Source organism: Pseudomonas sp. TMW22089 (assembly GCF_022496645.1).
GTDB classification, from domain to species: domain Bacteria; phylum Pseudomonadota; class Gammaproteobacteria; order Pseudomonadales; family Pseudomonadaceae; genus Aquipseudomonas; species Aquipseudomonas paraversuta.
This window is the reverse complement of the sequence record NZ_SCFG01000004.1, coordinates 26286-51925: the sequence shown is the minus strand read 5'-3', so window position 1 is coordinate 51925 and position 25640 is coordinate 26286. Positions and strand designations below refer to the sequence as shown.

Here is a 25640-nt window from a genome sequence, read left to right as displayed (position 1 = left end):
TTTCCCTGCCTCAAAACAGTACAAAAAAAAAGCGCCGCCATTGTTGCCAATGGCGGCGCTGTCATTTCATCAAACGGTCGTTGAACCTTGGGACACTGGCAAGTTGCAGGACTCGCCACGCCCCATCGGGTAGTACTGCAACCCTGCACGCGCCAGACGCTCGCCGTCATACAGGTTGCGTCCGTCGAAGATCACCGGGGTTTTGAGGCGGGCCTTGATCAGATCAAAGTCCGGCGCCTTGAATTGTTGCCACTCGGTACACACGATCAGTGCGTCGGCTCCGTTGAGGGTCGATTCCGGAGTCCCCATCAGGCTCAGGCGCGGTTCGTCACCGTACAACCGTTGGGTTTCCTGCATGGCTTCAGGGTCGAATGCGCGAACGTCGGCGCCGGCATCCCACAGTGCCTGCATCAATACGCGGCTCGGTGCATCGCGCATGTCGTCGGTATTGGGTTTGAACGCCAGGCCCCACAGGGCGAAGGTTTTACCTTTCAGATCACCTTTGAAGAACCCGTTGATGCGATCGAACAGCTTGTGCTTCTGGCGTTCGTTGATGGCTTCAACCGCCTGCAGCAGGTCGCTGGAGCAATTGACTTGCTGGGCACTGTGGATCAGCGCGCGCATGTCTTTGGGGAAACACGAGCCGCCATAGCCGCAGCCAGGGTAAATAAAGTGGTAGCCGATGCGGGTATCGGCACCGATGCCCAGGCGCACTGCTTCAATGTCGGCCCCCAGGTGCTCTGCCAGTTCGGCAATCTGGTTGATAAAGCTGATCTTGGTGGCGAGCATGCAGTTGGCGGCGTATTTGGTCAGCTCGGCGCTGCGCAGGTCCATGAAAATAATACGGTCATGGTTGCGGTTGAACGGGGCGTAAAGGTCGCGCATCACTTCGCGCACTTCTTCACGGGCGCAGCCGATGATGATGCGATCCGGACGGCGGCAGTCAGTCACTGCCGAGCCTTCCTTGAGGAATTCGGGGTTGGACACTACGTCGAATTGCAACGAGCGCCCGGTCTGGCTCAGCGCTTTATTGATATGGATCGTCAGGGCGTCGCCGGTGCCTACTGGAACGGTGGATTTTTCTACCAGGATCAACGGTTCAACGCGATGGCGGGCGACTGCGTCTCCGACCGAGAATACTGCGCCCAGGTCTGCCGAACCGTCTTCGCTGGGCGGGGTGCCCACGGCGATAAACAGCACCTGGCCGTGCTCAACCGCGAGTTTCTCATCGCTGGTAAATCGCAGGCGCTTGCTTTCAAGGTTATCCCGCACGAGGCTGGAGAGTCCCGGTTCAAAAATACTGACATGACCTTGTTGCAGCAGTTCGACCTTCTTCTGGTCGATGTCCATGCAGATCACATCGTGGCCGACTTCCGCCAATACCGTCGCCTGCACCAGGCCTACATAACCACTACCAAATACACTGATTTTCATGCGCAGTTCCTGGAACTTGGGGTACGTCGAGAGTTGATCGTTAGTACCCCCAGAATGACCAAGGTCACACCAAGGGTTTTCGAAAGGGTGAAGCTTTCATGGAACACCGGCAGGCTGGCGGCCAGCAGGTACACCAGGGCGTAACTGATGCTTAACAGCGAATAGGCGCGGCCCAGGGGCAAGTCCCGCAAGGCCAGCAGCCAGCAGAGCATCGATAGCGCGTAGGCCATGATGGCCGCAAAAACCACACCCAGCGCCGGCACTGATACCTCCCCCTGACTGATCGCGCTCAGCCATTGAGCAGGTTCCGGCAGGCGGGTCATGCTCCAGCGCATGCCCAGTTGGGCCGTGCTGACCAGCAACACGCTGGCCGAGGCAAAGACAAATCCACGGCGCAGGCTCATGTGTGTTGTCCTAACAGGACCACACCGGCAATTACCAGCCCTACACCTATCCAGTGACGCCGATCGATGTGTTCTTTGAACAGATAGCGGGCTACCAGGGTGATCAGCACAAAATTCAGGCTGAGCATCGGGTAGGCAACCCCGACTTCAAGCCGTTGCAGTACCAGCAGCCATACCAGCAAACCGAAGCCCAGGCACAGCAGTGCCAGCCACAGCCAGGGCGATTGCAGCTTTTGCGCAACCCCGGACTCGGGGCCGCGCCAGCTTTCGACTGCGTATTTTTGGGCAATCTGGCCTGCGCAGGTCAGCAGGCAGGCCAGCAACAGAAGTGCAAATGTCATTGGGCGCTCTGCGGGAAGATCAGAATCACCATGTTGCCGTCGTCATAACGCTGGCCATCTTCAGGCAGCATGTCCATTTCATGGCTTTCATCGCTGTCCTTGACCCGCATTACCACGCCCACCGGACCCTGGCGTCGCGCTTCAGTCATCCACGGGCCAATGTCGGCCAACGCAATGCTTTTGCCTTTGGCATCGTCATAGGTCAGGCCGTATTTGACTTCACCCTGGGTGTTGTACAGCGTCACATCGGGGCGGCGCAGGCGCCAGGACAAGGCAGAGGCTGCACCCAGATCGTTGCTGAGCAAGGTTTTGGCCTGGGACAGCTCCTGGATATGCTCAAGAATGAACTGATCGGGCATTTTGTTGTGCACAACGCTGCTGGGCATGCTGGCTGGTAACGCAAGCACCAGAACCCCCATAGCCAGGGCAGGCGCCGCCCACATCTTCAGCGGCCGGGAAAGTGTCAGCAGGCCGGTGACGATCCACGTCAGCAGCACGCCGACCAGCAACGCCATGTGTTGCGGCTCGTTGTCATAGAACGGTTTCTTGATCTGGAAGTAGATCAGGGCCGCCAGTCCCGCACTGCCCACCAGCAAGTTGACCAGGCCGTTAAAGCGCAAGGCACCGGTTTTGGCCTGTTCTACCCGCTGGATCATCCCGTGGCCAAGCAACAGAGCCAGCGGCAACATGCAGGGCATGATGTAGGTCGGTAACTTGCCTTTGCTCAGACTGAACAAGGCCAGCGGCAGCAGAAACCATAGCGACACGAAAACTACGCTGGCATGGCGCTTGTTCTGCCACGCATCCTTGAACGTAACGGGCAACAGGGCTGCCCAGGGCAGGCTGGAAACCACCAGCAGCGGCAGATAGAACCACCACGGGCGCCCGTGCTGGGCATCGTCACCGGCAAAACGGCGAATATGCTCGTGCCAAAAGAAGAAGCGCCAGTAGTCAGGCTCCTGGGCGTGAACGGCGAGGACCCAGGGCAGCGATACAAGGGCGGCCACCAGCATGGCCACCAGACCGTATTTGACCAGCTCGACAAAGCGCTTTTGCCAGATCATGTAGGGCAGGGCAATCAACACCGGCAACAGCAGGGCCAGAAAGCCTTTGGTCATAAAGCCCATGCCACAGGCAAAACCCAGTACAGCCCAACTGATCAGGCGATCGCGCCGGGTGCTGCTGTCAACCGCAAACCACAACGCGACCAGACTCAAGTTAACCCACAGAGTGAACTGCGGGTCGAGGTTCGAGTAACCCGCCTGGCCGGCGATCAAGCCGAATGTCATGTAGACCAGGGCGCAGGCAAAGCTCTTGCGCGGGTCATTCCACAAACGGCGGGCCACGACATAGGCCAGAAACACGCTGAGGCCGGTGGCAACGGCGGAGGCTATGCGCACGCCGAACAGGTTTTCGCCAAAAATGGCCTGGCCTATGGCGATCATCCAGTAGCCCGCAATCGGCTTCTCGAAGTAACGCAAGTCCATGAAGTGCGGGGTGATCCAGTTGCCGTCGACCAGAATTTGCTGGCCGATTTGCGCGTAGCGTGTTTCGTCCGGGATCCACAAACCGTGGGTGCCCAGCGGCAACAGATAAAACGCGATAAAAGCCAGAACCAGAAGCGGTATCGTCCAGCGCTGAGTCATGGTTTCTGCACTCCCAGCCAGCCTTCACGCCCGTCCAGTACGCCCCGGCTCAATTGTCCGGCTGCAATACTGTCGGGATCGGCGGGCAGCAAATCCCGCAAGGGCTGGAAATGAATGTCACGGGTACGGGCCTGCGCCAGTAATTGACGGAAGTCGTTAGCCATCAGAATCCCTTCTACTTCAGCGTGGATAGTGTACGCATTCAGCTTTTGTGGGCTGAAGCGATCAAGAATGTATGAATTGAAGTCGGCGGCACTCAGCTCTGGCCCGACCACTTCATCGAAAGTGGGTAGATCCACAGGGATTTGCGGCGCGCCCAGGCTGCCGTCGGCCAACCTTGGCCGAAACAGACTGTGCCCGCGGCAATCACTGTTGTAACGAAAGCCAAAGGTTTCCTTGGCCTGGACTACGCGCTCGTCTGCACGCCAGCCGGCGGCGGCCGAACATTCGACCGCCTGGCCGGTAATGTCGCTCAAGGTGTCGACGCCGCGCCGGATCTGCTCGATCAGTTGCGCCTCGCTCCAGCGCCCGGTGTTGGCTTGCCAGCCATGGTGATCCCAGGCATGCAAGCCGACCTCATGGCCCGCAGCCAGGGTCTGGCGCATTAAATGCCCCAGATCCTTGCCGATGGGCTTTCCTGGCCAGGCAGTGCCGGCCAGCAAAATATCCCAGCCATAGAGGCTGGCGGCCTTGGAACGCATCATCTTCCAGAAAAACTGGGGCTTGATCAGCCGCCATAAATGGCGGCCCATATTGTCAGGCCCCACGCTGAAAAAAAACGTGGCCTTGATCTGGGCTTCATCGAGCAGTTCGAGCAACCGCGGAACCCCTTCTCGGGTTCCACGGTAGGTATCGACATCTATGCGCAGTCCAGCTTGCATTAGCGTTTTTCCGCGATTTCAACCATGGCTTCACGCAGGAAGAAATCCAGGGTCTTGCCAATGGTTTCGCTGAGTTCGGTCGTCGGGGTCCAGTCGATCAGGCGACGGGCGTTCTCGACGCTTGGCTTGCGGTGGCTCACGTCCTGATAGCCGGTGCCGTAGAACGACTGGCTTTCAACATCGCGGAAACCGGCAAATGGCGGGAAGTTGTCACGCAGCGGATGCGCTTCGAACTGACGCAGCAACTCTTCACCCAGTTCACGGATACTGGCTTCGTTTTCCGGGTTGCCAATGTTGATGATCTGGCCGTCGCACTTGCCGCCTTTGTTGTCGATGATGCGCGCCAGAGCTTCGATACCATCGGCCACGTCGGTGAAGCAGCGTTTTTGTTCGCCGCCGTCTACCAGACGAATCGGGGTGCCTTCCACGAGGTGCAGGATCAGCTGAGTGATGGCGCGCGAGCTGCCAACCCGTGCCGAGTCCAGACGGTCGAGACGCGGGCCCATCCAGTTAAATGGACGGAACAGGGTGAACTTCAGGCCTTTCTGGCCGTAGGCCCAGATCACGCGGTCCAGCAGTTGCTTGGAGACCGAGTAGATCCAGCGCTGTTTGTTGATCGGGCCAACAATCAGGTTGGACGTGTCTTCGTCGAAGTTCTTGTCCTGGCACATGCCATACACTTCGGACGTGGACGGGAAGATCACACGCTTGTTGTATTTGACGCAGTAGCGCACCAGCTTGAGGTTTTCCTCGAAGTCCAGTTCGAATACACGCAACGGGTTGCGGGTGTATTCGATTGGCGTGGCGATGGCCACCAGCGGCAGAACCACGTCGCATTTTTTGATGTGGTACTCGATCCACTCGGTGTGGATGCTGATATCACCTTCCACAAAGTGGAAGTTCGGGTGGCTGCGCAGACGCTCAATGGCGTCAGAACCGATATCCAGACCGTAAACTTCGTACTGGTCGTCCTGCAGCAGGCGCTCGGACAGGTGGTTACCGATAAAGCCGTTAACCCCCAGGATCAGGACGCGGGTACGGCGGGCCTTGCGACCCGACTCGCTACCGCGCAGACGCGAACCTTCTACCAGACCCAGTTCCCGGGCCAGTTGCGGGCCGCTCAGGTACAAGCCGTTTTCATTGCGCTGACCGGCAGTCACTACCAGCGAGTCCTGACCACATGCGATGCGCAGCGGATCGCAACTGATGACCTGGCCCGGTGCGTGGCCCTGGTTACCGGCAACCACTTCGGCGCCCCAGACGATCAGTTTGTGCTCGCCCACTGCACAGAAGGCCCCCGGATAAGGTTGAGTAACAGCCCGAACCAGATTGAACAGCTCTTCTGCAGGGCGTGCCCACTGCAGCAGGCCATCAGCTGGCGTGCGACGACCAAAGTAGGTGGCTTTGGATTCGTCTTGCGGGGTTTCCTTGAGCTTGCCCTGGGGCAGCAGCGGCAGGGCTTCGGCCAGCAACTGGGCAGCGGTTTCGCGCAATTTGCCGTGCAGGGTCAGTGCGGTGTCGGTGCGTTCGATGCTGATCCGTTGTTGCGCCAGAATGTCGCCTGCGTCGGCTCGTTTGACCATACGGTGCAGGGTCACGCCGGTTTCGGTTTCGCCCTTGACCAGTACCCAGTTCGCCGGAGCGCGGCCGCGGTAGCGCGGCAGCAACGAGCCGTGCAGGTTGAAAGCACCCTGGCTGACGCTGGCCAGCAACTCTTCGCCCAACAGGTTGCGGTAGTAAAACGAGAAAATGTAGTCGGCGTTCAGCTTGCGGATACGTTCGATCCACAGCGGATGGTTGGCGTCTTCCGGTGCATGTACCGGAATGCCTTTGCGGGCACACAGCTGGGCGACTGAACCATAAAAGTTATTTTCTTTCGGGTCATCGGCATGGGTAAACACAGCAGCAATTTCGTAGCCTGCATTGAGCAAGGCTTCAATGCCTGTGCAGCCAATATCGTGATAGGCGAAAACAACGGCTTTCAAACTCATGATTGAACCTGTGTCGAAGTTGAAGAAGTCGGGGTGCAAGTTGAAACGGTAGAAGTTGCAGGTTCGGCGCGAACGATTTTTTCAATGAAAAACCGTGGCCGGGCCCGCACATCGCTGTACATGCGGCCCAGGTATTCGCCCAGTAGCCCCATGCCGATAAATTGGCCGCCGGTAAACACGAACAGCACCGCAAACAGTACGAAGGTGCCGTGTCCGGCCCACGAGGCGCCGAAGATCAGGCGCAGCATGATCAATGCAATGGCGAAGAGCACGCCCAGTACCGCCATGCTGAAACCGATGATGCTCAGCAGACGCAAAGGTGTGGTGGTCATGCAGGTGATCAGGTCGAACATCAGGTTGATCAGGCGCATGGGGCTGTACTTGGAATCACCGTGTTCGCGCTCGGCATGTTCGACCAGCACTTCAGTGGTGTGCCGGGCAAAACTGTTGGCGAGAATCGGGATAAACGTACTGCGTTCGCGACAGGCGAGCATGGCCTCAACGATGGAGCGGCGATAGCAGCGCAGCATGCAGCCGTAATCGCTCATGGCAACACCTGTCGAGCGTTGCACAGCTAGGTTGATCAGCCGTGACGGCCAGCGGCGCCAGGCGGAGTCCTGACGATTGTTGCGCACTGTGCCGACCACGTCGTAGCCCAGGGCTGCCTGGGCGACCAGGCGCGGGATTTCTTCCGGCGGATTTTGCAGGTCGGCGTCCAGAGTGATGACAACATCGCCTTTGGAATGCTCGAAGCCCGCCATGATCGCAGCATGTTGCCCATAGTTACGATTGAGAATTACCGCAACTACCGGGCTGCCTTCGCGTGCAGCCGCGTCCTCGAGGATTTGCGCCGATTGATCCCGGCTGCCGTCATCGACCAGAACGATTTCATAGGCCTGCGTCAACTGTGCACAGGCTGCTTCAGTACGGCGCAATAGCTCAGGAAGACTCTGCTCTTCGTTGTAGACCGGTATGACGATCGACACGCACTGGATAGGGTAGGGTTTCAAATTATTCGTTCCAGTCAGTTTCAATGGCACAAGACGACTCGGTAAAAGTCGATCTACTTGCGCGCAGGCCAAGGCTCGCGTGCACGTGGAGTAAAGACTATTATGTCTAAAGGTAAAGTCATCGGACTACGTTATCTGCATGATTTTGTTGCAGACTTTTGCGTACTTCCGTCGCAGGAATGAGCATACGTTAAACGCAGAGTTGTGAAAAACCTATGAAAGTTCGATCAAGGTCCCATGCTTTTAAGGGCTAGACAGCTGTTATTCAGGAAAGCATTTCTCGCGTCCAAACATCCAGCGTTTAGAGGCTTTTCAATAACGCATTATCTTTTAGCGCTTGTTGCGCTAATAAAACAGTGATGCAGGTCGGGATAGGGCACATATAAATATTCAGTAATTAATGCGCCAACCTGCGGGCATGTGATGCGAGTCACATCGGTTGGCGCATTCAAACAGGCTATTAGTTCAGGCCGAGCTTGCCACGCAAGGTCGACAAGTCTTCGGCCAGGGTGTTGACGGGGCCAATCAACGCCTTGCGGTCGTTGTCCTTGACCTTGTCATAGGTTTCAAAGCCGCCGTCCTGGGTACGGTATTTGGCCAGAATCCTGTCAACAGTGGCGAAGTTCTTGTCCACCTTGGCTGCAAACGCCTGGTCGCTCTGCTGGATCTGGCTGCGAAACAGGTCGAAGATTTTTTTCGCGCCGTCAACGTTCCCCTGGAAGTCGTACAGATCGGTGTGGCTGTAGCGGTCTTCTTCGCCGGAAATCTTGGTATCAGCCACTTCTTCCATCAGCGAAGCGGCGCCACCGACAACTTTCTCAGGCGGGAACGTCAGCCCGGCGACACGCTTTTGCAGATCCTGGACGTCTTTGTTCAGCCCGTCTGCCAGTTCATTCAGGCCCTGGGTGCTGTTCTCGGAAAACAGGCTGTATTCGATGCGGTGAAAACCGGTGAAGTCCGGGGCTTTTACCCCTTGTTCATGATCGTCGACCCGGGAGTCGATCGACGCGTCCAGGTCGCTGAACAGTTCGGCAATAGGCTCAATGGACTCGTAATGGACGCGAGTCGGAGCGTAGAGCTTTTTGGCTGCGGCCAAATCACCCTTTTTTACCGCATCGGTAAATTGCTGCGTATTGTCGGCCAGTAGATCCAGCTGCTCGGTGACGTAAATCTTGTAGTCCGAGACCGGGCCCACCAGATCCAGCGGTGCAGTCGCTGCCAGGGCCGAGAGCGGGGTATGGAGCAAGCCAAGTGTGATGAGCAGTGCGAATGGCGTCTTCTTCATGGGACTTTTCCGGTTGGGTTCAGATGATTGGGTCAGGCGTTGGCAACAGGTGCGGCGGCATTGAGCAAGGAACGCCCAATGAAATCCTGCTCGTCGCGAACCCCGGGCAGCGTGAAGAAGTAACCGCCGCCGACCGGCTTGAGGTATTCCTCCAGGGGTTCGCCATTGAGTCTGGTTTGCACCGCGATAAAGCCTTGTTCCAGATCGCTCTGGTAGCAGATGAACAGCAGTCCCATGTCCAGCTGGCCGTTTTTGTTAACCCCGTTGGAGTAGTTGAACGGTCGACGCAGTATCAGGCTGTTGCGGGTTTGTGCCGTGCGCGGGTTGGCCAGGCGGATGTGTGCATCAAGCCTGGTCACTTTGCCATCGGGATCGTTGCTGTAGTCCGGGACATCGGTTTCATGGGCGCCATCCATGGGGGCGCCACTGGCTTTGTTGCGACCGAAAATACTTTGCTGCTCTTGCAGCGGTGTGCGGTCCCAGCGCTCCACGAAGTTGCGGATGATGCGTACCGCCTGGTAACTGCCGTTGACCGCCCAGTGCGGTTCGTGAGTTTCGGGCCCGACCCAGACAATGCTGTTCATCAGGCTGTTGTCGGTGGAGTCCGGGTTGGCCGAGCCATCGCGAAAGCCCAGAAAGTTGCGCGCGCTTTGCGCCGGCTCGCCGGGCTTGGTCGGCGCTTGTGGCGGCACTGTACCTTCCTGCTTCCAGCGCACCAGCAACAAATCCGGCAGGTTTTTCACAATGTCGCGCAGGGCGTGAATATTGGTGTCCGCAGTGTTGGCGCAAAACTGCAGGCTCAGATCGCCATGGCACTGTGCAGGCTCGAGTGCATCGTTGGGGAAACCTTGCATGCGGCTCAAGCGCTTGGGCTTGGCGGTCGCCAGGCCAAAGCGCTCATCGAACAGCGACGCCCCCACCGAGACCGTCACAGTCAGGTTGTCCGGTGTCACCTGCGGGCCGAGAATCCCTGAGTCAGGAGGCGGCAGCCTTGGGTCGGCCTGAGGGGCCGGGCCGCCCTTGACCAGGAACGCAATGCGTTGATTGAGGGTGCGAAACAGGCGTTCCAGGTCTTGCCGGTCGCTGGCCAGCACATCAAAAGCCACCAGCATGCCCGCTGCGGGGCGCGGGGTGAGAATACCGTTTTGATGCTGGCCGTAATAATCATGCCGGTCCCGGGTTTTATCGCTGCTCGGGGCCTGGGTCACCTGAACGTTTTGCCCGCCACTGGCGGCCATGGCCGGGCAGCTCAAAGCGCCGCCTGCCAGTGCCGCCCCGGCGACTCCCATGCCCAGCAGCACACGACGGCGCTGCAGATTGAATGGATCAAGACTGTTTTCTGAGTCGCTCATGTGCATCTCGTCTGCAATTACAGGCCTCAAAGGCCAAGGGCGGGATCGATTCCATCGAGTGCATCGGCCAGAGCCTTGGCCTTGTTACTGATAGCTTGACGCCGCAGGTCGCTCACGGTGTCGTAAGTGATGTAACCCTGGGGTGTTTTGAGGCTGTTGATCTCAGCCTCGAGCGCGGTACTGGCAGTATCGATACGCTGCAGGAGCTCGGTATTGTTCTTGGCCAGTAAAGGACGCAACAGATCAACGACCTTGCGTGTGGTCTGCAGGTTGGCAGCAAAACCACTGAGGTCGATATGACTGTAACGCTCTTCTTCGCCGCTACCGGCGCGGGTATCGGCCAGGTTATGCAGGCTCCGGGCGACAATGCTGACTAATTGCCCGGGAGGCAGTGACTGGGCCAGCAACTGCTGCTTGAGCAACACCGCATTGGCATGCAGTTGCTGGGCAAAGACACCCAGGCCCTGGGTGCTGCTCTGGGAAAACAGCCCGTACTCGATGCGGTGGAAGCCGCCGAAGCCGGGGTCCTGTTCACGTTTTTCGAAGTAGTCCGCGCGGGCGTTGATGGCGTTGTCCAGTTCGGCCAGGCGTTGCGCTGCCGGGGCCAGTCGCTGATAAGCCTCGCGGGCGGGCAGGTAAAGCGCCCGGGCCTGTGCGAGGTCGCCCGTGGCAATGGCTTGCGACAAGGCATCCACCGCCGTGATCAAAGCGTTGCCCTGGCTGTTCAGATAGACCCGGAACTCAGACAGCGGACCGATAAATGCCACCAGGGACGGTCGCGCTTTGGCGCTGGCCTGGGATTGGGCAGTAGGCGTGACGTGCAAGGTGCCGCGCGGGTTGCTGAGCAAGCCGCAGGTGATGGCGTAATCCCCGGGTGCCAGCGTGGCATTGATCACCTGACTAAGGCCGGGAGCGATATTTTCACGCTCCTCGACCACCAGTACGCCATCCAGAATTTCCCACTCCACAGCCCGCTCGGAGGCGTTGACGATGCGAAAGCTATTGAAGCCTGCGGGTACCGACAGCGAGTCGGGCTCGCAACTGTGGGGGTGAATGGTCACGGTGATTTCAGAGCTGTGAGCCTTGCGTTTGGCTGCAGCCAGCTGGGAGGCGTAATAGAACAAAGCGCCGGCCGCGATCATCACGATCACCGAGCCGGCCACCGCCCAGCGCATGGCGCGAGGGGGTGTACCGCTTGCAGGGGTAGGCATGCAGGACCTTATGGGTTTGTCACTGAAGAAACGGGGGCGTTTTTGGGGCTGGCGGCAGGGCGAAAGAACATCGCCAGCGTCAGCAGCAGGTAAATCACATAGGCGCCAAGCACGCTCACTGTGGGCGCATCCTGATACCCGAACATGCCGGCCAGCACAGAACCCGCCGGTCCATCCATTGGCAGTGCGGCACTGATATCAAACACCACGCCTTGCAGGTGGTTCCACAAGCCGGCTTCGTGCAGGGCCTGTACCGAGTTGGCCAGAATGCCTGCGGCAACCAGCAGAATGAACAGTCCGGTCCAGCGGAAGAACAGGCCCAGATTCAAGCGCATGCTGCCGCTATAAATGGCGAAACCGACGAAAATGGCGAGGACCAGACCGAGCAGGGCGCCCAGCGGTGCTGCGGGGCCTTCGCTCTGCTGAAACACGGCGAGCAGAAAGAACACGGTTTCGAGTCCTTCGCGGGCAACTGCAAAGAACACCATGGCAATCAGTGCCGTGACTTGATGTTTTGACCCCGCGAGGGCGTGATCCAGGGAGGTGTGAAGAGAGTGCTTGATGGAGCGCGCCACTTTGCGCATCCAGAACACCATCGAACTGAGAATGCCGACGGCGATCAGACCGACAATGCCTTCGAAGAGCTCCTGCTGTTTCTGCGGGAACTCTGCACTCATCAGCTCCAGGCCGCCGCCCACCAGCAGGGACAGAGCGACAGCAAGGAAGACTCCGGTCCACACGGCGGGCATCCACTGTCCGCGCCCCGTTTGTTTGAGGTAACTGGCAATGATGCCGACTATAAGAGCGGCCTCGATTCCTTCGCGCAGCATGATCAGAAATGGAACCAGCATGGGATGAGTACCGCGTCACGAATTGGCCAGGGTGGCAATTTGTAACATTTTGATACTCATTTACAAACAGGAATCGATTGCATTTGCTGAACGCTAGCTGAACAAAGACTTGACCCGGGTAATCGCTGGCGAGGCCCAAGGCCGCGAAGGCCTTGTGCACGGCTCTCGGACGTCGCGCACGGTCCTTCGCACCTTATCGCAGCCTCGTTCCTCGTCAGCGAGTACGGGCTTCTAGTCGGCTGTTTGTTCGGGTGTGTCGTCTTTCTGCGCTTTCAGGCTTTCAAGTGCTGCTTCGGCTTTTAGTGCCCGCAGGGTCAATGCCGTGCCGGCTTCCTGCGCCTTGCTTTGCGCTTGTTGCAAGACTTCGCTGTCCTCAAGTGCAACCCGCAAGCGTTCCTGGAGCAGGGTGCGCTCGTTTTCCAGCTTAGTTAACTGGCTGCTGAGCTGGCCATTGAGGTTGCTCAATTTGTGTTGCTGGTCGTTGGACTGATTCAGTTCCTTGCCCAGTGCGCGGCTTTCGCTCAATACGCGCTCGTTGTCGCGATGCAGCTGGGTGATCTCATCCTGGCGTACCAGTGCACTTTGTTGTGCCTGGCGCAGTTCCATCTGAATCTGCTGAACCTGTCCTTCGTGGCGGCGCTGATCCTGCTCGCGCTGCTCTTTGACGGCGCTGCGGTAGTGCTCAAGTGCTTCGCGGGCATGCAGGTGTTTGTCTTCCAGCGAGCGAATTTGCTCGTCGCGGTCTTTGAGGCGCAGCTCAAAGTCGCTGCAAGCCTGATTCAGTGCAGCGTTGCGGGTTTGCTCGGTCTGCAGCATGGAGCGTGTGGACTCAAGATTTGCCGTTTCCTGGCTCAGTGCATTGCCCTGGATCTCAAGTTGCTGCTGGAGCCGGGTTTGCGTCTGTTGTGCCTGGTCGAGCTGCTCCTGCAGCGTTGCCTGGAGTTGTTCGTAGTGTGCCCGGGCCCGATCGATCGGCTCCTGGGCTTGCTCTTGCAGGCGCTGGGCGAGGCGGGCGACCAGCTCCGCCAGTTCGTCTCCGAGCTGTTCCTGTGGCGCGCCCCGGCGTGAATCGACCTCCTCCAGCTCTTTCAGATAGCGGTGGATAGTGGTTTTCGACCCGGTATTTCCCATCTCGATACGTACTGCATCAATGCTCGGGTGTTCGCCACGGGCCAGGATTGCCGTGCGTGCAATTTGCACCACCGCCTTGTTTACGCCGCCACGGGCCATGGTCTTCTCCTACGATTATGTACTGTGGTATGTATCATGTAATTACATACTATATTATCGATTAAATTTTGTCTTTATTTAAGAATCAAGAGGCGGGATATACTGGTATTATCCCGTGTTAGAGCCTTGGAACTGCTTTTAAGGCCCGTTTTCAGTACGCCAATCAAGAGAACTGCCCATGAGCGAGCTGGATCGCTACTTAAACGCCGCGACCCGCGATAACACCCGCCGCAGTTATCGGGCAGCCATCGAACACTTCGAAGTCACCTGGGGCGGGTTCCTGCCTGCCACCAGTGACAGCGTGGCCCGCTACCTGGTGGCTCACGCCGGCCAGCTCTCAATCAACACGCTCAAGTTGCGCCTGTCGGCCATTGCCCAGTGGCATAACAGCCAGGGGTTTGCCGACCCGACCAAGGCGCCGGTGGTGCGCAAAGTGTTCAAGGGCATCAGGGCCTTGCACCCGGTACAGGAGAAGCAGGCTGAGCCGTTGCAATTGCAGCACCTGGAGCAGGTGGTCGACTGGCTCGAAAGTGAGGCCCGGGCGGCGCAAGCCGATGCCGATCAGCCTGCACTGCTGCGAGCACGACGGGATGCGGCCCTGATTCTGTTGGGGTTCTGGCGCGGGTTTCGCAGTGACGAGCTGTGCCGCTTGCAGATCGAGCATGTGCAAGCGGTGCCAGGTTCCGGTATCACCCTGTACCTGCCGCGCAGCAAAAGTGACCGCGACAATCTGGGCAAGACCTTTCAGACCCCGGCCTTGCTGCGGTTATGCCCGGTGCGGGCCTACATTGAGTGGCTCAATACGTCGGCGCTGGTCCGCGGCCCGGTGTTTCGTGGCATAGACCGCTGGGGCAACCTGGGGGAGGAGGGGTTGCACGCCAACAGCGTAATTGCGCTGCTGCGCCAGGCCCTGGAACGCGCAGGTATTGCTGCAGAGCAATACACCAGCCACTCGCTGCGTCGCGGTTTTGCAACATGGGCCCATCAAAGTGGCTGGGATTTGAAGTCACTGATGAATTACGTCGGCTGGAAGGACGTAAAGTCCGCCATGCGCTATGTTGAAGCGACCCCGTTTACGGGGATGAGCATTACCGCGCAAAAAGTTATCGATGTCTGACGAGGGTTGAAATGGCGCAAGGTGGCCCCTATTTGGTTTTCTACTATCTATAGGCTCACCTGATAGCTAAAACCAATCGTCAGCATCAGCTTTGCCAATGAGCCAGATACGAAATGAGTTGTTAGGATTCACCCCATCAACTTTTCAACCCTGACGGAGAGACAACGATGCCTATCATCAACAGCCATGTAAAACCGTTCAAAGCTACTGCATACAAAAACGGCAGCTTCGTGGAAGTGTCGGACGCTGACCTGAAAGGCAAGTGGTCTGTCGTTTTCTTCTACCCGGCCGACTTCACTTTTGTTTGCCCGACCGAACTGGAAGACCTGGCTGACAACTACGAAGAGTTCAAAAAACTCGGCGTGGAAATCTACAGCGTGTCCACTGACACCCACTTTGCTCACGCTGCCTGGCACAACACTTCGCCAGCCATCGGCAAAATCCAGTACACCATGATCGGCGACCCTACGCTGACCATCTCCCGCAACTTCGACGTACTGATCGAAGAAGCAGGCCTGGCTGACCGCGGTACTTTCGTGATCAACCCTGAAGGTCAGATCAAAATCGTCGAGCTGAACGATGGCGGCGTTGGTCGTGACGCTTCCGAGCTGCTGCGTAAAATCAAGGCAGCCCAGTACGTTGCTGCTCACCCGGGTGAAGTTTGCCCGGCCAAATGGAAAGAAGGTGAATCCACCCTCGCTCCATCGCTCGACCTGGTCGGCAAGATCTAAGCCTGTGAGCCAGCCAAGGGCGGTGACCCGCACCTGAGTTGCACGCAGCATCGCCCTCAAAACGCCCGGGCGACATTCGCTCGGGCGTTTTTTTTACACAGCATTAAAGGTCAAAGGAGATCGCCCGTATGTTGGACGCCAATCTAAAAGCACAGTTGAAGTCATACCTGGAGCGGGTTACCCAGCCGATCGAGATCGTTGCTTCCCTCGACGACGGTGCGAAATCCCGTGAAATGCATGACTTGTTGAAAGAAATCGCCAGCCTTTCCAGCATGATTACCTTGCTGGACAACGGTACCGATGCGCGCAAGCCTTCGTTTTCGTTGAACCGCCCGGGCGGCGATATCAGCCTGCGTTTCGCAGGCATCCCAATGGGCCACGAATTTACTTCGCTGGTGCTGGCCTTGCTGCAAGTCGGCGGCCACCCATCGAAAGCCAGTCCTGAAGTGATTGAACAGATCCGCGCCCTCAAGGGCGAGTTCAACTTCGAGACTTATTTCTCGCTGTCATGCCAGAACTGTCCGGATGTGGTGCAGGCGCTGAACCTGATGGCTGTATTGAACCCGAACATTCGCCACGTGGCGATTGACGGCGCGCTGTTCCAGGACGAAGTCACCGAACGTCAGGTGATGGCAGTTCCCAGTGTTTACTTGAACGGCGTGAACTTCGGCCAGGGCCGTATGGGTCTGGAAGAAATTCTCGGCAAGCTGGACACCGGCGCCATCGAGCGTCAGGCCGAAAAAATCAGCGCCAAAGAGGCGTTTGATGTGCTGGTCATAGGCGGTGGTCCGGCCGGCGCAGCGGCTGCCATTTATGCGGCACGTAAAGGCATTCGTACCGGCGTCGCCGCTGAACGCTTTGGCGGCCAGGTGCTGGATACCATGGCCATCGAGAACTTTATCTCGGTGCAGGAAACTGAAGGGCCAAAACTGGCCACCGCCCTTGAAGAGCACGTCAAGCAATACGACGTCGACATCATGAACCTGCAGCGTGCCGACAAGCTGCTGCCGGGCAAGGCGGGCGAGTTGCATGAGGTGAAATTTGCCAGTGGTGCCTCGCTGAAAGCCAAGACCGTGATTCTGGCAACCGGTGCCCGCTGGAGAGAGATGAATGTACCCGGCGAGCAGGAATACCGCAGCCGTGGCGTCGCTTACTGCCCGCACTGTGACGGCCCGCTGTTCAAAGGCAAGCGCGTTGCAGTTATCGGCGGTGGCAACTCGGGTGTTGAAGCGGCAATCGACCTGGCGGGTATCGTTTCTCACGTCACCCTGCTTGAGTTCGATACCAAACTGCGGGCCGATGCGGTGTTGCAGCGCAAGCTCAACAGCTTGCCGAACGTAACCGTGATTACCAATGCCCTGACCACCGAAGTCACAGGCGACGGTCAGAAGGTCAATGGTCTGCGTTACAAGGATCGGGCCACAGACGAGTTGCACCACGTCGAGCTGGAAGGGATTTTTGTCCAGATCGGCTTGCTGCCGAACACTGACTGGCTTAAAGGTACGATCGAGCTTTCACCTCGCGGCGAGATCGTGGTTGATGCCCGTGGTGAAACCAGCATCCCCGGCATCTTTGCCGCCGGCGACGTCACTACCGTGCCATACAAGCAGATCGTGATTGCGGTGGGCGAGGGCGCCAAAGCTTCGCTGAGTGCTTTTGATCACCTGATCCGCTCGGAATAACCGGCTGAAACAAAAAACCCATGAGCGATCATGGGTTTTTTTTTGCATCCGGTTTACATCGGTTGCGGCTGGATAATCTCGACCCAGTAGCCGTCCGGGTCTTTGATAAATGCCAGCGACTTCATGCGCCCGTCAGTCAGGCGCTTCTGGAAGTCCACACCCAGCGCCTCGAAGCGTTCGCAGGCGGCAACGATGTCCGGCACCGAGATGCAAATGTGGCCAAAGCCGCGCGGGTCAGTGTTGCCGTTGTGGTAGACAACGCTGTCGTCGGTTTCCGAACCGTGGTTGTGGGTCAGTTCCAGAATGCCGGGAATCGACTTCATCCACAGGGTACGGGCGGCATCGTCAGCCGGGATCTGTGCCTTATCAACCAGCGCCAGGAAATACAGGCTGAATTCGGCTTCCGGGAAGTCGCGCTTTTCAACCAGCGAGAAGCCCAGCACCCGGGTATAGAAATCCAGGGACTTATGGATGTCCTTGACGCGGAGCATGGTGTGGTTGAAGACAAAATTCTGGGTAGCGCTGTCTGGTTCGCCAGTGACGCCAGGGATGTTGTTCAGGTCTTGCAGGCTCATGAACCCTCCGAAAGTGATACGTGGTGATCGGTCGCTACGGTGAGCGTGATGGGCGAATGATACGGAATCCGGTGGCTTGCGCCAAACCCGTTTTCAGCCGGGGCAGGCATCAGCGCGGCGGGTCTTGGCAAATTCCGGGCAAAAAGAAGCCCGCCGAAGCGGGCATGGGGCGCTAGTCCTTTAGCAGCCCCCATCCTGTGACCATTGGTGTGAAAAATCTGTGAAAGGACCTGTTATTTGAAGACTGTCTGTCCGCCCCGGAGCTTTCATGGCTGTCGTGCCTGGTAAAGCTGCGGTCGGCGCCAGAGATGGGCACGGGAGTGTCTTGAATTATTGACTTGAATCATTCCGTACATCTGGCTCCCGTGATATTGCCGTCCAATAAAAAGCCCTGCATGGGCAGGGCTTTTTATTGGGTGCAGACTTTAATGACGCAACCATGAATCCACGGTGCTGGCACCGTATTGTTCTTTCCATGCCTTCAAGCCATGGTGGTTGCCGCCTTTAGTTTCGATAAGTTCACCGGTATGCGGGTTTTGATAAACCTTGAGTACGCGGGCCTTGCGTTGTTTGGGGGCGGCACCGGACCTGGGGGCAACCGTGCCGGGGTCAAGAATGGCAATAATGTCCCGAAGGTTCTTGCCATAGAACTTCATCAAGTCTTTGAGTTTTTGCTCGAACTCAATTTCTCTTTTAAGTCCGGCGTTATTTTTCAATGCTTCGAGCTGGGCAATCTGCTCTTTAAGTGCTTTCTCAGCAGCGCGAAATTCAGCGAGTCTGGACAAAGTCATTACTCCATTCACTGGTCCGGCCTTGGAGAGCCGGAGTGTTTTAATGATGATTGAAGTGCATGGGCCAGGGGCCGGGTCCAGTACCTTGAACACCTGAACACCGTCCATGACCTTTTTAAATAACGTGACAACCTTTAAACAATCGAAAAAATTGTAGTTGTTAATTGTCACACTGCCAAGCCATGAACCCGCACAATTAACAAAAGACTTTGCCCCGAAGGGGGCAGGTTCATAGAGGCAAGTATTTATTGCGTCGGTGCAGGGCGCGCCACTAAAGATTTGATGAAGTCAGGGGCGGGCAAGGGGCGGGCGAACAGATAACCTTGTAAAAACACCACCCCTTTAGACGCCAGATAGTCGCTTTGTTCTTGTGTTTCAATCCCTTCGGCGACTATTCCCAGGTCCAGTTTTGCACTGAGCTCGATAATACTGTCGAGAATGTGTCTGGACAGGGCGTCCACGCCGATCATTGCGACAAAACTTTGATCGATTTTCAAGTAATCAATGTTGAACTCATGCAAGTAACTCAGGCTCGAATGGCCGGTGCCAAAATCATCAAGGGCAATCATCACGCCCAGGCTATGGAGTGCCGAGAATAATTGATGGGTGATTGCAGTGGGCACAATCAACTCGCGTTCGGTCAGTTCCAGAACCAGGGTGATTTGCCCTGCCGGGAAAGCGTCCAGGAACTCGCGGCAATCATCAATTAGTTCAAGGTTTTGACAATGGCTGGCCGCGATATTGAAGCCTATATGGAAGCCGGGCTCCATGCTGGAGGCGTGGGGCGCCAGTAGCCGGGCAGTTTGCTGCATCAGCGAGCGGGTCATTGGCACTATCAGGCTCGAGTGTTCGGCAAACGGAATAAACAAGTCAGGACGTACCAGTCCTTCTCTGGGATGCTGCCAGCGCATCAACACTTCGGCTCCGGCCCATTGCTTAGTATCGCTGCGTACGACCGGCTGGAAGTAAGGAATAAACTCTGCCGCGTCCAGACCACGCTGCAATTCATGGGTGGGTGAAGATGAGCGCTTATTTAACCAGTGCACCGTTAAAGCAGACACCAGCCCCAAAAATACAAACAAGCCCATCAGTCCGGTGTATCGCGCCCATACAAAACGCCCGACCGTTCCGGGGCCGAATCCCGCAACAACCTGGTAGGGGTACTGGGTGGAGGCGACACTGACTTGTGCCACCGGAAAAGGCTCGGCCGTAGCGTCACGCACCTGGCCATACTTATCGATCGAATCACTGCCCACTTGAATCAGTAATTGCGTGTACTGATTGATCAAGCCCAAAACATTGACCAGATGTGCGCCATACAGGCTGACCAGCACCCCTGCTTTGCCTTCCTCGCGCCTGTAGACCAGCAACGGGTCGTTGGGCGTTACCGGATTGCCGGCCATCAGCTTGAGCTCGCCTTTGGCATATTCATCCGGGTTTACGATTTCTTTGAAGGGGCCGAACAGGGAGGTGCAATAAATCAGGTTGTCCCACACCATGTTCACCGCGCGCACGAAAGGCCGGCGCGTCACCTGGTCACGCAACGCCAGCTCCACCTGGGCGCAATCGCGCCCCGCCATCGGCAGCATCACATCGGCTGCCTGTGCGGCATTGTCGAGCATCAAGTCAAACTGGCGAATGGCTTCTTGCGCGGTGTGGGTGGCCTCAAACTCCAGGGCTCGATTGGCCTGCCAAAAAATAATACACATGCCGAGTACCACGGGCAGCAATCCACTGAGCAGAACCAACGCATAGCGATCAGTCCATTTGCGGGTCGACTTCAGCGTTAATGGCATTGCATATCCTGGGCTAGGGGTAAAGGCTGATTAAAGACAGCTGGTTAACATGATGTAAGACAAACCGGATTACGCCATGTAGAATCGGCTTACGCATACAAGAATAATGACTTCTGCCAGCAGAAGCCCCTCCGCGTAAGAGATGGGTCGAAATGAAGATATTCGGGTTCCAATTGATCTACGGCGATTTCCTGGCTCGCAGTGTACGCGGGATCTCGTGCGCGCCTCCCGTCAGCCTCAGCATTCTTAGCAAATAACCTTCTGTTAATTCTAAAAATGACCATGATGAGGCGCCAAAATGGCCGATCTATACGAAAACCCAATGGGCCTGATGGGCTTTGAATTCATCGAATTCGCGTCCCCGGTACCCAACACCCTCGAACCCATTTTTCAAATTATGGGCTTCACCAAGGTGGCCAGCCACCGTTCCAAAGACGTGCACCTGTATCGCCAGGGCGAGATCAATCTGATCCTCAACAATGAGCCCCATAGCGTAGCTTCTTATTTTGCCGCAGAGCACGGTCCTTCGGTGTGCGGTATGGCCTTCCGCGTGCGCAATGCGCAACAGGCATTTTCCCGGGCGCTGGAACTGGGTGCGCAACCCATCGAAATTCCCACCGGCCCCATGGAGCTGAACCTGCCGGCAATCAAGGGTATCGGTGGCGCGCCACTGTACTTGATTGATCGCTACGGCGAAGGCAGCTCGATCTACGACATCGATTTTGTGTTCATTGAAGGTGTTGATCGTCATCCGGTGGGAGCCGGCCTGAAAATCATCGACCACCTGACCCACAACGTTTATCGCGGGCGCATGGCCTATTGGGCCAACTTCTACGAGAAGCTGTTCAATTTCCGTGAAATTCGCTACTTCGATATCAAGGGTGAATACACCGGCCTGACCTCCAAGGCAATGACCGCACCGGACGGCATGATCCGCATTCCTTTGAATGAAGAATCATCCAAAGGCGCAGGGCAGATCGAAGAGTTCCTGATGCAGTTCAACGGTGAAGGCATCCAGCATGTGGCCTTCCTGTGTGACGACCTGATCAAGACCTGGGACGCACTGAAGGGCATAGGCATGCGCTTCATGACCGCGCCGCCCGACACCTACTATGAAATGCTCGAAGGCCGTCTGCCTGATCACGGCGAACCGGTAGATCAGCTGCAGTCGCGGGGCATTTTGCTGGATGGCTCTTCCGAGCCGGGTGACAAGCGCTTGTTGCTGCAAATCTTCTCGGAAACCCTGATGGGGCCGGTGTTCTTCGAGTTCATCCAGCGCAAGGGTGATGACGGATTCGGCGAAGGCAACTTCAAGGCGTTGTTTGAGTCCATCGAACGCGACCAGGTGCGCCGTGGCGTGTTGAGCACCGATTAAACATCCATCCTGTAGGGGCTGGCTTGCCAGCGATGGCAGTCTGCGGTTCACCAGTAACACCGCATGGACTGCATCGCAGGCCGGCTCCAACAGTTCGGTTACTTAAAACAATCCCGCCGCAATATTGATCGAGAAGCCCAGTACCGCAGTGTTGAACAAAAAGCCTAACAGCGAATGCACCAGCACGGCTTTGCGCATCTCACGGGTAGCGATGCACACGTCCGACGTCTGTACCGCAACGCTGAGGGTGAAAGAGAAGTACAGAAAATCCCAGTAATCCGGGTTCAGCTCCCCCTCCGGAAAACGCAAGGCCGGCTCCGGCCCCTCATTGTTATAAAACAGCCGCGCATAGTGCAGGCTGAAAATCACCCCGATCATCAGCCACGACCCCACCACCGTCAGCCCGGTAAACCCGTAGTGCATCAGTTGCTCGGATTGATCGAGTTTGCTGTTGCCTGACAGCTCGAGGGTGATGGCCGCCAGACTGGCAATGGCGGCGATGCAAACGGTGAACAACACCATGCTGGCATTTTCATCTTCGACTTCGGCGGTGCTTTTTACGTCGCTGGCTGCGGAGCGAATCACCAGCCACAGGGTCAATCCCAGATACAACCAGACACAGACATTCCAGCCCAGCAAGAACTTGGTCGTCAGGGTTGCAGCGGGAGCAAAGATGCCGACCGCGACCCCAAGCAGGGTGGCAACGGTCAGGCGAGGATGAGTGCGGGCAAGGTGCGACATCGACAAGACAATCCCTGTTACTAATTGATGCAGCACCTTACCACGGGCAGAACCTGTTACAGCTGGCGCGGCTTGCTTCTCACCAGTTTCATCACCACCACAAAGAACACCGGTACAAACACCACGGCCAGGGTGGCGACGATCATGCCGCCAATTACCCCGGTACCGATGGCCTGTTGACTGGCCGAACTGGCCCCGGTGGCAATCGCCAGAGGCACCACCCCGAGAACGAAGGCCAGTGAGGTCATCACAATCGGCCGCAAGCGCAGGCGTGCGGCTTGCACCGTGGCATCTACCAGATCATGCCCTTCGTCATACAGGGTCTTGGCAAACTCGATGATCAGAATGGCGTTTTTCGCCGACAGGCCAATGATGGTGATCAAGCCAACCTTGAAGAACACGTCATTGGGCATCCCGCGCAACGTCACGGCCAATACGGCCCCGAGTACACCCAGGGGTACGACCAGCAAGACCGCAGTCGGAATCGACCAGCTTTCATACAAGGCGGCCAGGCACAGGAACACGAACAGCAACGACAAGCCCAGCAAAATCGGGGCCTGGGCTCCGGACAGTTTTTCCTGCAGGGACAAACCGGTCCACTCCAGGCCCAGCCCGGCAGGCAACTGATCCACCAGACGCTGAACCTCGATCATTGCCTCGCCGGTACTGCGCCCGGGGGCTGACTCACCGGAAATACTGATGGCCGGGTAGCCGTTATAACGCGTCAGTTGCGCCGGCCCCTGAATCCAGCGGGCTTCGACAAAGGCCGAGAGCGGCACCATTTTCCCCAGGTTGTTGCGCACATTGATCTTCAGCAAGTCTTCAACCTGACTGCGCTGATCACCCTCTGCCTGCACCACAACCCGCTGCATGCGCCCCTGGTTCGGGAAATCATTGACGTAGGCCGAGCCCACGGCCGTCGACAGTACGTCGCCAATGTCAGCGAACGAGACCCCCAGGGCATTGGCGCGTTTGCGGTCGACTTCAAGTTGCACTTGCGGGCTTTCAGCCAGCGCGCTTTCGCGCACGTTGGCCAGTACCGGACTCTTCTCGGCCAGAGCCAGAAATTCGCTACGGGCCTGCATCAGTGCGTCATAGCCGACGCTGCCACGGTCCTGCAGGCGGAACTCAAAACCGCTGGAGGTCCCCAGACCACTGACTGGCGGCGGCAGGATAGCGAAGGCTATTGCATCCTTGAGTTCGCCAAACACGGCGTTGGCCCGTTCGGCGATGGCCGAAGCCGAGTCCTTGGCGCCGCGTTCAGACCAGTCTTCAAGGGTGGTAAAGGCCAGGGCCGCGTTCTGTCCGTTACCGGAAAAGCTGAAGCCCAGAATCATCGTGGTGTTGCCTATGCCGGGCTCGCTGGCGTTGTGCGCCTCGATCTGCTCGGCCACCTTGATTGTGCGGTTCTGGCTGGCACCCGGCGGCAACTGGATATCAGTGATGATGTAGCCCTGGTCTTCAACCGGCAAAAACGAGGAGGGCAGGCGGGCAAAAAGCACCACCAGCACCACCAGCAGCGCGCCGTACAGCAACAGATAGCGGCCACTGCGCTTGATCAGGTGCACAACCCAGTGCTCGTATCCCTGTGACAGGTGTTCGAACTTGCGGTTGAACCAGCCAAAGAACCCGCCCTTGGCATGGTGCTCGCCCTTGGCGATCGGCTTGAGCAGGGTCGCGCACAGGGCCGGGGTCAGTGACAGGGCCAAAAATGCCGAGAACAGAATCGAAGTGGCCATCGACACCGAGAACTGCTGGTAAATGATGCCCACCGAGCCCGGCATGAACGCCATGGGGATAAACACCGCCACCAGCACCAGGGTGATGCCGATAATGGCACCGCTGATCTGGGTCATGGCCTTGCGGGTGGCGTCGCGCGGCGACAGCCCCTCGCTGACCATGATCCGCTCGACGTTTTCCACCACGACAATCGCATCGTCCACCAGAATGCCGATGGCCAGCACCATGCCGAACATGGTCAGCACGTTGATCGAGAACCCCATCACCAGCATGGTGGCAAAGGTGCCCATCAAGGCCACCGGCACCACCAGAGTCGGGATCAGGGTGTAGCGCATGTTCTGCAGGAACAGATACATCACCGCAAACACCAGGATCATGGCCTCGACCAGGGTGTAGATCACTTTGGTGATCGAGACCTTGACGAAGGGTGTGGTGTCATAGGGGATGGAGTATTCAACGCCTGCCGGGAAATAGCGGCTCAGTTCATCCATCTTGGCGCGGATCAGGTTACCGGTACTCAAGGCGTTGGCCTCGGGCGCCAGTTTCACGCTGAAAGCACTGGCCGACTTGCCGTTGAGGCGGGTGCCGTATTGATACTCCTGGCTACCGATCTCGACCCGTGCAACATCGCCAATACGTACGGTAGAGCCGTCCGGATTGGCGCGCAGGACAATATCGGCAAACTCCTGCGGGCTTGACAGCTGACCCTTGACCAGCACCGTGGCAGTGATTTCCTGGGTCTTGCTGCCTGGCAAGTCGCCGATGCTGCCGGCGGCAACCTGGGCATTCTGACTGGCAATGGCATTGTTCACGTCAGTGGTCGTGAGGTTGAAACCGATCAGCTTCTGCGGGTTGATCCAGATCCGCATCGCCCGTTCGGCGCCATATAGCTGGGCCTTGCCGACACCCTCCACGCGCTTGATTTCGTTCATCACGTTGCGCGCCAGATAATCGCTGAGCGCAACTTCGTCGAGGTTGCTGTCCTTGCTGGCTGTCAGGGTCACCAGCATCAGGAAGCCCGAGGAAATCTTCTCCACCTGCAAGCCTTGTTGAATCACTGCCTGGGGCAGGCGCGACTCAACGGTCTTGAGACGGTTCTGGACATCGACCTGCGCCATCTCCGGATCGGTACCGGGCTTGAACGTCGCGGTGATACTGGCGCTGCCCAGGCTGCTCTGGGATTCGAAATACAGCAGGCCGTCAGTACCGTTGAGCTCCTGCTCGATCAGGCTGACCACGCTTTCGTCCAGGGTTTGTGCCGATGCGCCGGGGTACACGGCATAGACCTCAACCTGTGGCGGGGCGACCACCGGGTATTTGGCAACCGGCAATTGCGGAATGGCCAAAGCCCCGGCCAGCACGATAAACAACGCAACGACCCAGGCAAAGACCGGGCGGTCGATAAAGAACTGCGGCATGCTCACTGATCCGTGGAGTGTGCGAGAGGGAGTTTCGG

At 57.6% G+C, this 25640-nt stretch carries 21 protein-coding genes; 4 read left to right on the top strand and 17 right to left on the bottom strand.

Translation table 11 applies throughout. The features are described 5' to 3' along the window. Positions 1–69: 69 nt before the first annotated feature. The 12 genes from EQV90_RS05810 to EQV90_RS05755 all read right to left on the bottom strand — a co-directional run bounded on the left by EQV90_RS05810 (position 70) and on the right by EQV90_RS05755 (position 13636). Positions 70–1434, bottom strand: a complete 1365-nt coding sequence (locus EQV90_RS05810) for a UDP-glucose/GDP-mannose dehydrogenase family protein (RefSeq protein WP_003445400.1) — start codon at positions 1432–1434, stop codon at positions 70–72. Continuing rightward, a complete protein-coding gene (arnF, locus tag EQV90_RS05805; protein ID WP_003445402.1) occupies positions 1431–1838 on the bottom strand; it encodes a 4-amino-4-deoxy-L-arabinose-phosphoundecaprenol flippase subunit ArnF in 408 nt (135 codons plus the stop codon). The genes EQV90_RS05810 and arnF overlap by 4 nt, the downstream gene beginning before the upstream one ends. After that, complete coding sequence (gene arnE / locus EQV90_RS05800; RefSeq protein ID WP_003445404.1) at positions 1835–2179, bottom strand: 4-amino-4-deoxy-L-arabinose-phosphoundecaprenol flippase subunit ArnE; 345 nt, start codon at positions 2177–2179, stop codon at positions 1835–1837. The genes arnF and arnE overlap by 4 nt, the downstream gene beginning before the upstream one ends. Then, complete coding sequence (arnT, locus tag EQV90_RS05795; protein WP_160627586.1) at positions 2176–3825, bottom strand: lipid IV(A) 4-amino-4-deoxy-L-arabinosyltransferase; 1650 nt, start codon at positions 3823–3825, stop codon at positions 2176–2178. Before arnT ends, arnE begins: the two co-directional genes overlap by 4 nt. Further along, complete coding sequence (arnD, locus tag EQV90_RS05790) at positions 3822–4706, bottom strand: 4-deoxy-4-formamido-L-arabinose-phosphoundecaprenol deformylase (protein ID WP_003445409.1); 885 nt, start codon at positions 4704–4706, stop codon at positions 3822–3824. The genes arnT and arnD overlap by 4 nt, the downstream gene beginning before the upstream one ends. After that, positions 4706–6697 (bottom strand): bifunctional UDP-4-amino-4-deoxy-L-arabinose formyltransferase/UDP-glucuronic acid oxidase ArnA, encoded by a 1992-nt coding sequence (gene arnA / locus EQV90_RS05785; protein ID WP_029612633.1) that lies wholly within the window; start codon positions 6695–6697, stop codon positions 4706–4708. The genes arnD and arnA overlap by 1 nt, the downstream gene beginning before the upstream one ends. After that, complete coding sequence (gene arnC / locus EQV90_RS05780; protein ID WP_003445413.1) at positions 6694–7707, bottom strand: undecaprenyl-phosphate 4-deoxy-4-formamido-L-arabinose transferase; 1014 nt, start codon at positions 7705–7707, stop codon at positions 6694–6696. Before arnC ends, arnA begins: the two co-directional genes overlap by 4 nt. A 460-nt stretch (positions 7708–8167) precedes the next feature. Continuing rightward, positions 8168–8992 (bottom strand): iron uptake system protein EfeO, encoded by an 825-nt coding sequence (efeO, locus tag EQV90_RS05775; RefSeq protein WP_240877863.1) that lies wholly within the window; start codon positions 8990–8992, stop codon positions 8168–8170. 32 nt (positions 8993–9024) lie between these two features. Next, positions 9025–10344, bottom strand: a complete 1320-nt coding sequence (efeB, locus tag EQV90_RS05770) for an iron uptake transporter deferrochelatase/peroxidase subunit (RefSeq protein WP_240877862.1) — start codon at positions 10342–10344, stop codon at positions 9025–9027. A gap of 26 nt (positions 10345–10370) precedes the next feature. Then, the gene (gene efeO / locus EQV90_RS05765; RefSeq protein WP_240877861.1) at positions 10371–11555 is read right to left on the bottom strand and encodes an iron uptake system protein EfeO; all 1185 of its coding nucleotides are present in this window, start codon (positions 11553–11555) and stop codon (positions 10371–10373) included. An 8-nt stretch (positions 11556–11563) separates the two neighbouring features. Then, positions 11564–12406: an iron uptake transporter permease EfeU gene (gene efeU / locus EQV90_RS05760; RefSeq protein ID WP_003445418.1), complete on the bottom strand. Its 843-nt coding sequence runs from the start codon at positions 12404–12406 to the stop codon at positions 11564–11566. A gap of 231 nt (positions 12407–12637) precedes the next feature. Beyond that, entirely contained in the window at positions 12638–13636 is a 999-nt protein-coding gene (locus tag EQV90_RS05755; protein ID WP_240877860.1) for a DNA-binding protein, read from the bottom strand. Positions 13637–13814: 178 nt separating this feature from the next. Between EQV90_RS05755 and EQV90_RS05750 the strand changes: the two genes are divergently transcribed. From EQV90_RS05750 to ahpF, 3 genes are all read left to right on the top strand, one after another. Next, on the top strand, positions 13815–14753 hold the full coding sequence (locus EQV90_RS05750) for a site-specific integrase (protein ID WP_240877859.1): 939 nt from the start codon (positions 13815–13817) through the stop codon (positions 14751–14753). Positions 14754–14920: 167 nt separating this feature from the next. After that, positions 14921–15484 (top strand): alkyl hydroperoxide reductase subunit C, encoded by a 564-nt coding sequence (gene ahpC / locus EQV90_RS05745; RefSeq protein WP_003445433.1) that lies wholly within the window; start codon positions 14921–14923, stop codon positions 15482–15484. Between the two features lie 128 nt (positions 15485–15612). Beyond that, the gene (gene ahpF / locus EQV90_RS05740) at positions 15613–17166 is read left to right on the top strand and encodes an alkyl hydroperoxide reductase subunit F (RefSeq protein WP_003445435.1); all 1554 of its coding nucleotides are present in this window, start codon (positions 15613–15615) and stop codon (positions 17164–17166) included. A gap of 53 nt (positions 17167–17219) precedes the next feature. Here the strand turns inward: ahpF and gloA are convergent, their stop codons facing one another. The 3 genes from gloA to EQV90_RS05725 all read right to left on the bottom strand — a co-directional run bounded on the left by gloA (position 17220) and on the right by EQV90_RS05725 (position 20328). Further along, positions 17220–17741, bottom strand: coding sequence for a lactoylglutathione lyase (gene gloA, locus EQV90_RS05735; protein ID WP_003445437.1), 522 nt, complete (start codon positions 17739–17741; stop codon positions 17220–17222). 425 nt (positions 17742–18166) lie between these two features. Further along, positions 18167–18526: a histone-like nucleoid-structuring protein, MvaT/MvaU family gene (locus tag EQV90_RS05730; RefSeq protein WP_003445439.1), complete on the bottom strand. Its 360-nt coding sequence runs from the start codon at positions 18524–18526 to the stop codon at positions 18167–18169. Between the two features lie 251 nt (positions 18527–18777). Continuing rightward, positions 18778–20328 (bottom strand): EAL domain-containing protein, encoded by a 1551-nt coding sequence (locus EQV90_RS05725; RefSeq protein WP_240877858.1) that lies wholly within the window; start codon positions 20326–20328, stop codon positions 18778–18780. 298 nt (positions 20329–20626) lie between these two features. Here EQV90_RS05725 and hppD point away from each other — a divergent pair, with 298 nt between their 5' ends. Beyond that, the gene (hppD, locus tag EQV90_RS05720; RefSeq protein ID WP_003445442.1) at positions 20627–21703 is read left to right on the top strand and encodes a 4-hydroxyphenylpyruvate dioxygenase; all 1077 of its coding nucleotides are present in this window, start codon (positions 20627–20629) and stop codon (positions 21701–21703) included. Positions 21704–21805: 102 nt separating this feature from the next. On the opposite strand, the gene EQV90_RS05715 is transcribed toward hppD, so the two are convergent. Then, positions 21806–22444 carry a DUF1345 domain-containing protein gene (locus EQV90_RS05715; RefSeq protein ID WP_003445443.1) on the bottom strand — a complete coding sequence of 213 codons (639 nt, stop codon included), beginning with the start codon at positions 22442–22444 and terminating at the stop codon, positions 21806–21808. Positions 22445–22500: 56 nt separating this feature from the next. Continuing rightward, positions 22501–25602 (bottom strand): efflux RND transporter permease subunit, encoded by a 3102-nt coding sequence (locus tag EQV90_RS05710; protein ID WP_003445445.1) that lies wholly within the window; start codon positions 25600–25602, stop codon positions 22501–22503. Positions 25603–25640 lie beyond the last annotated feature (38 nt).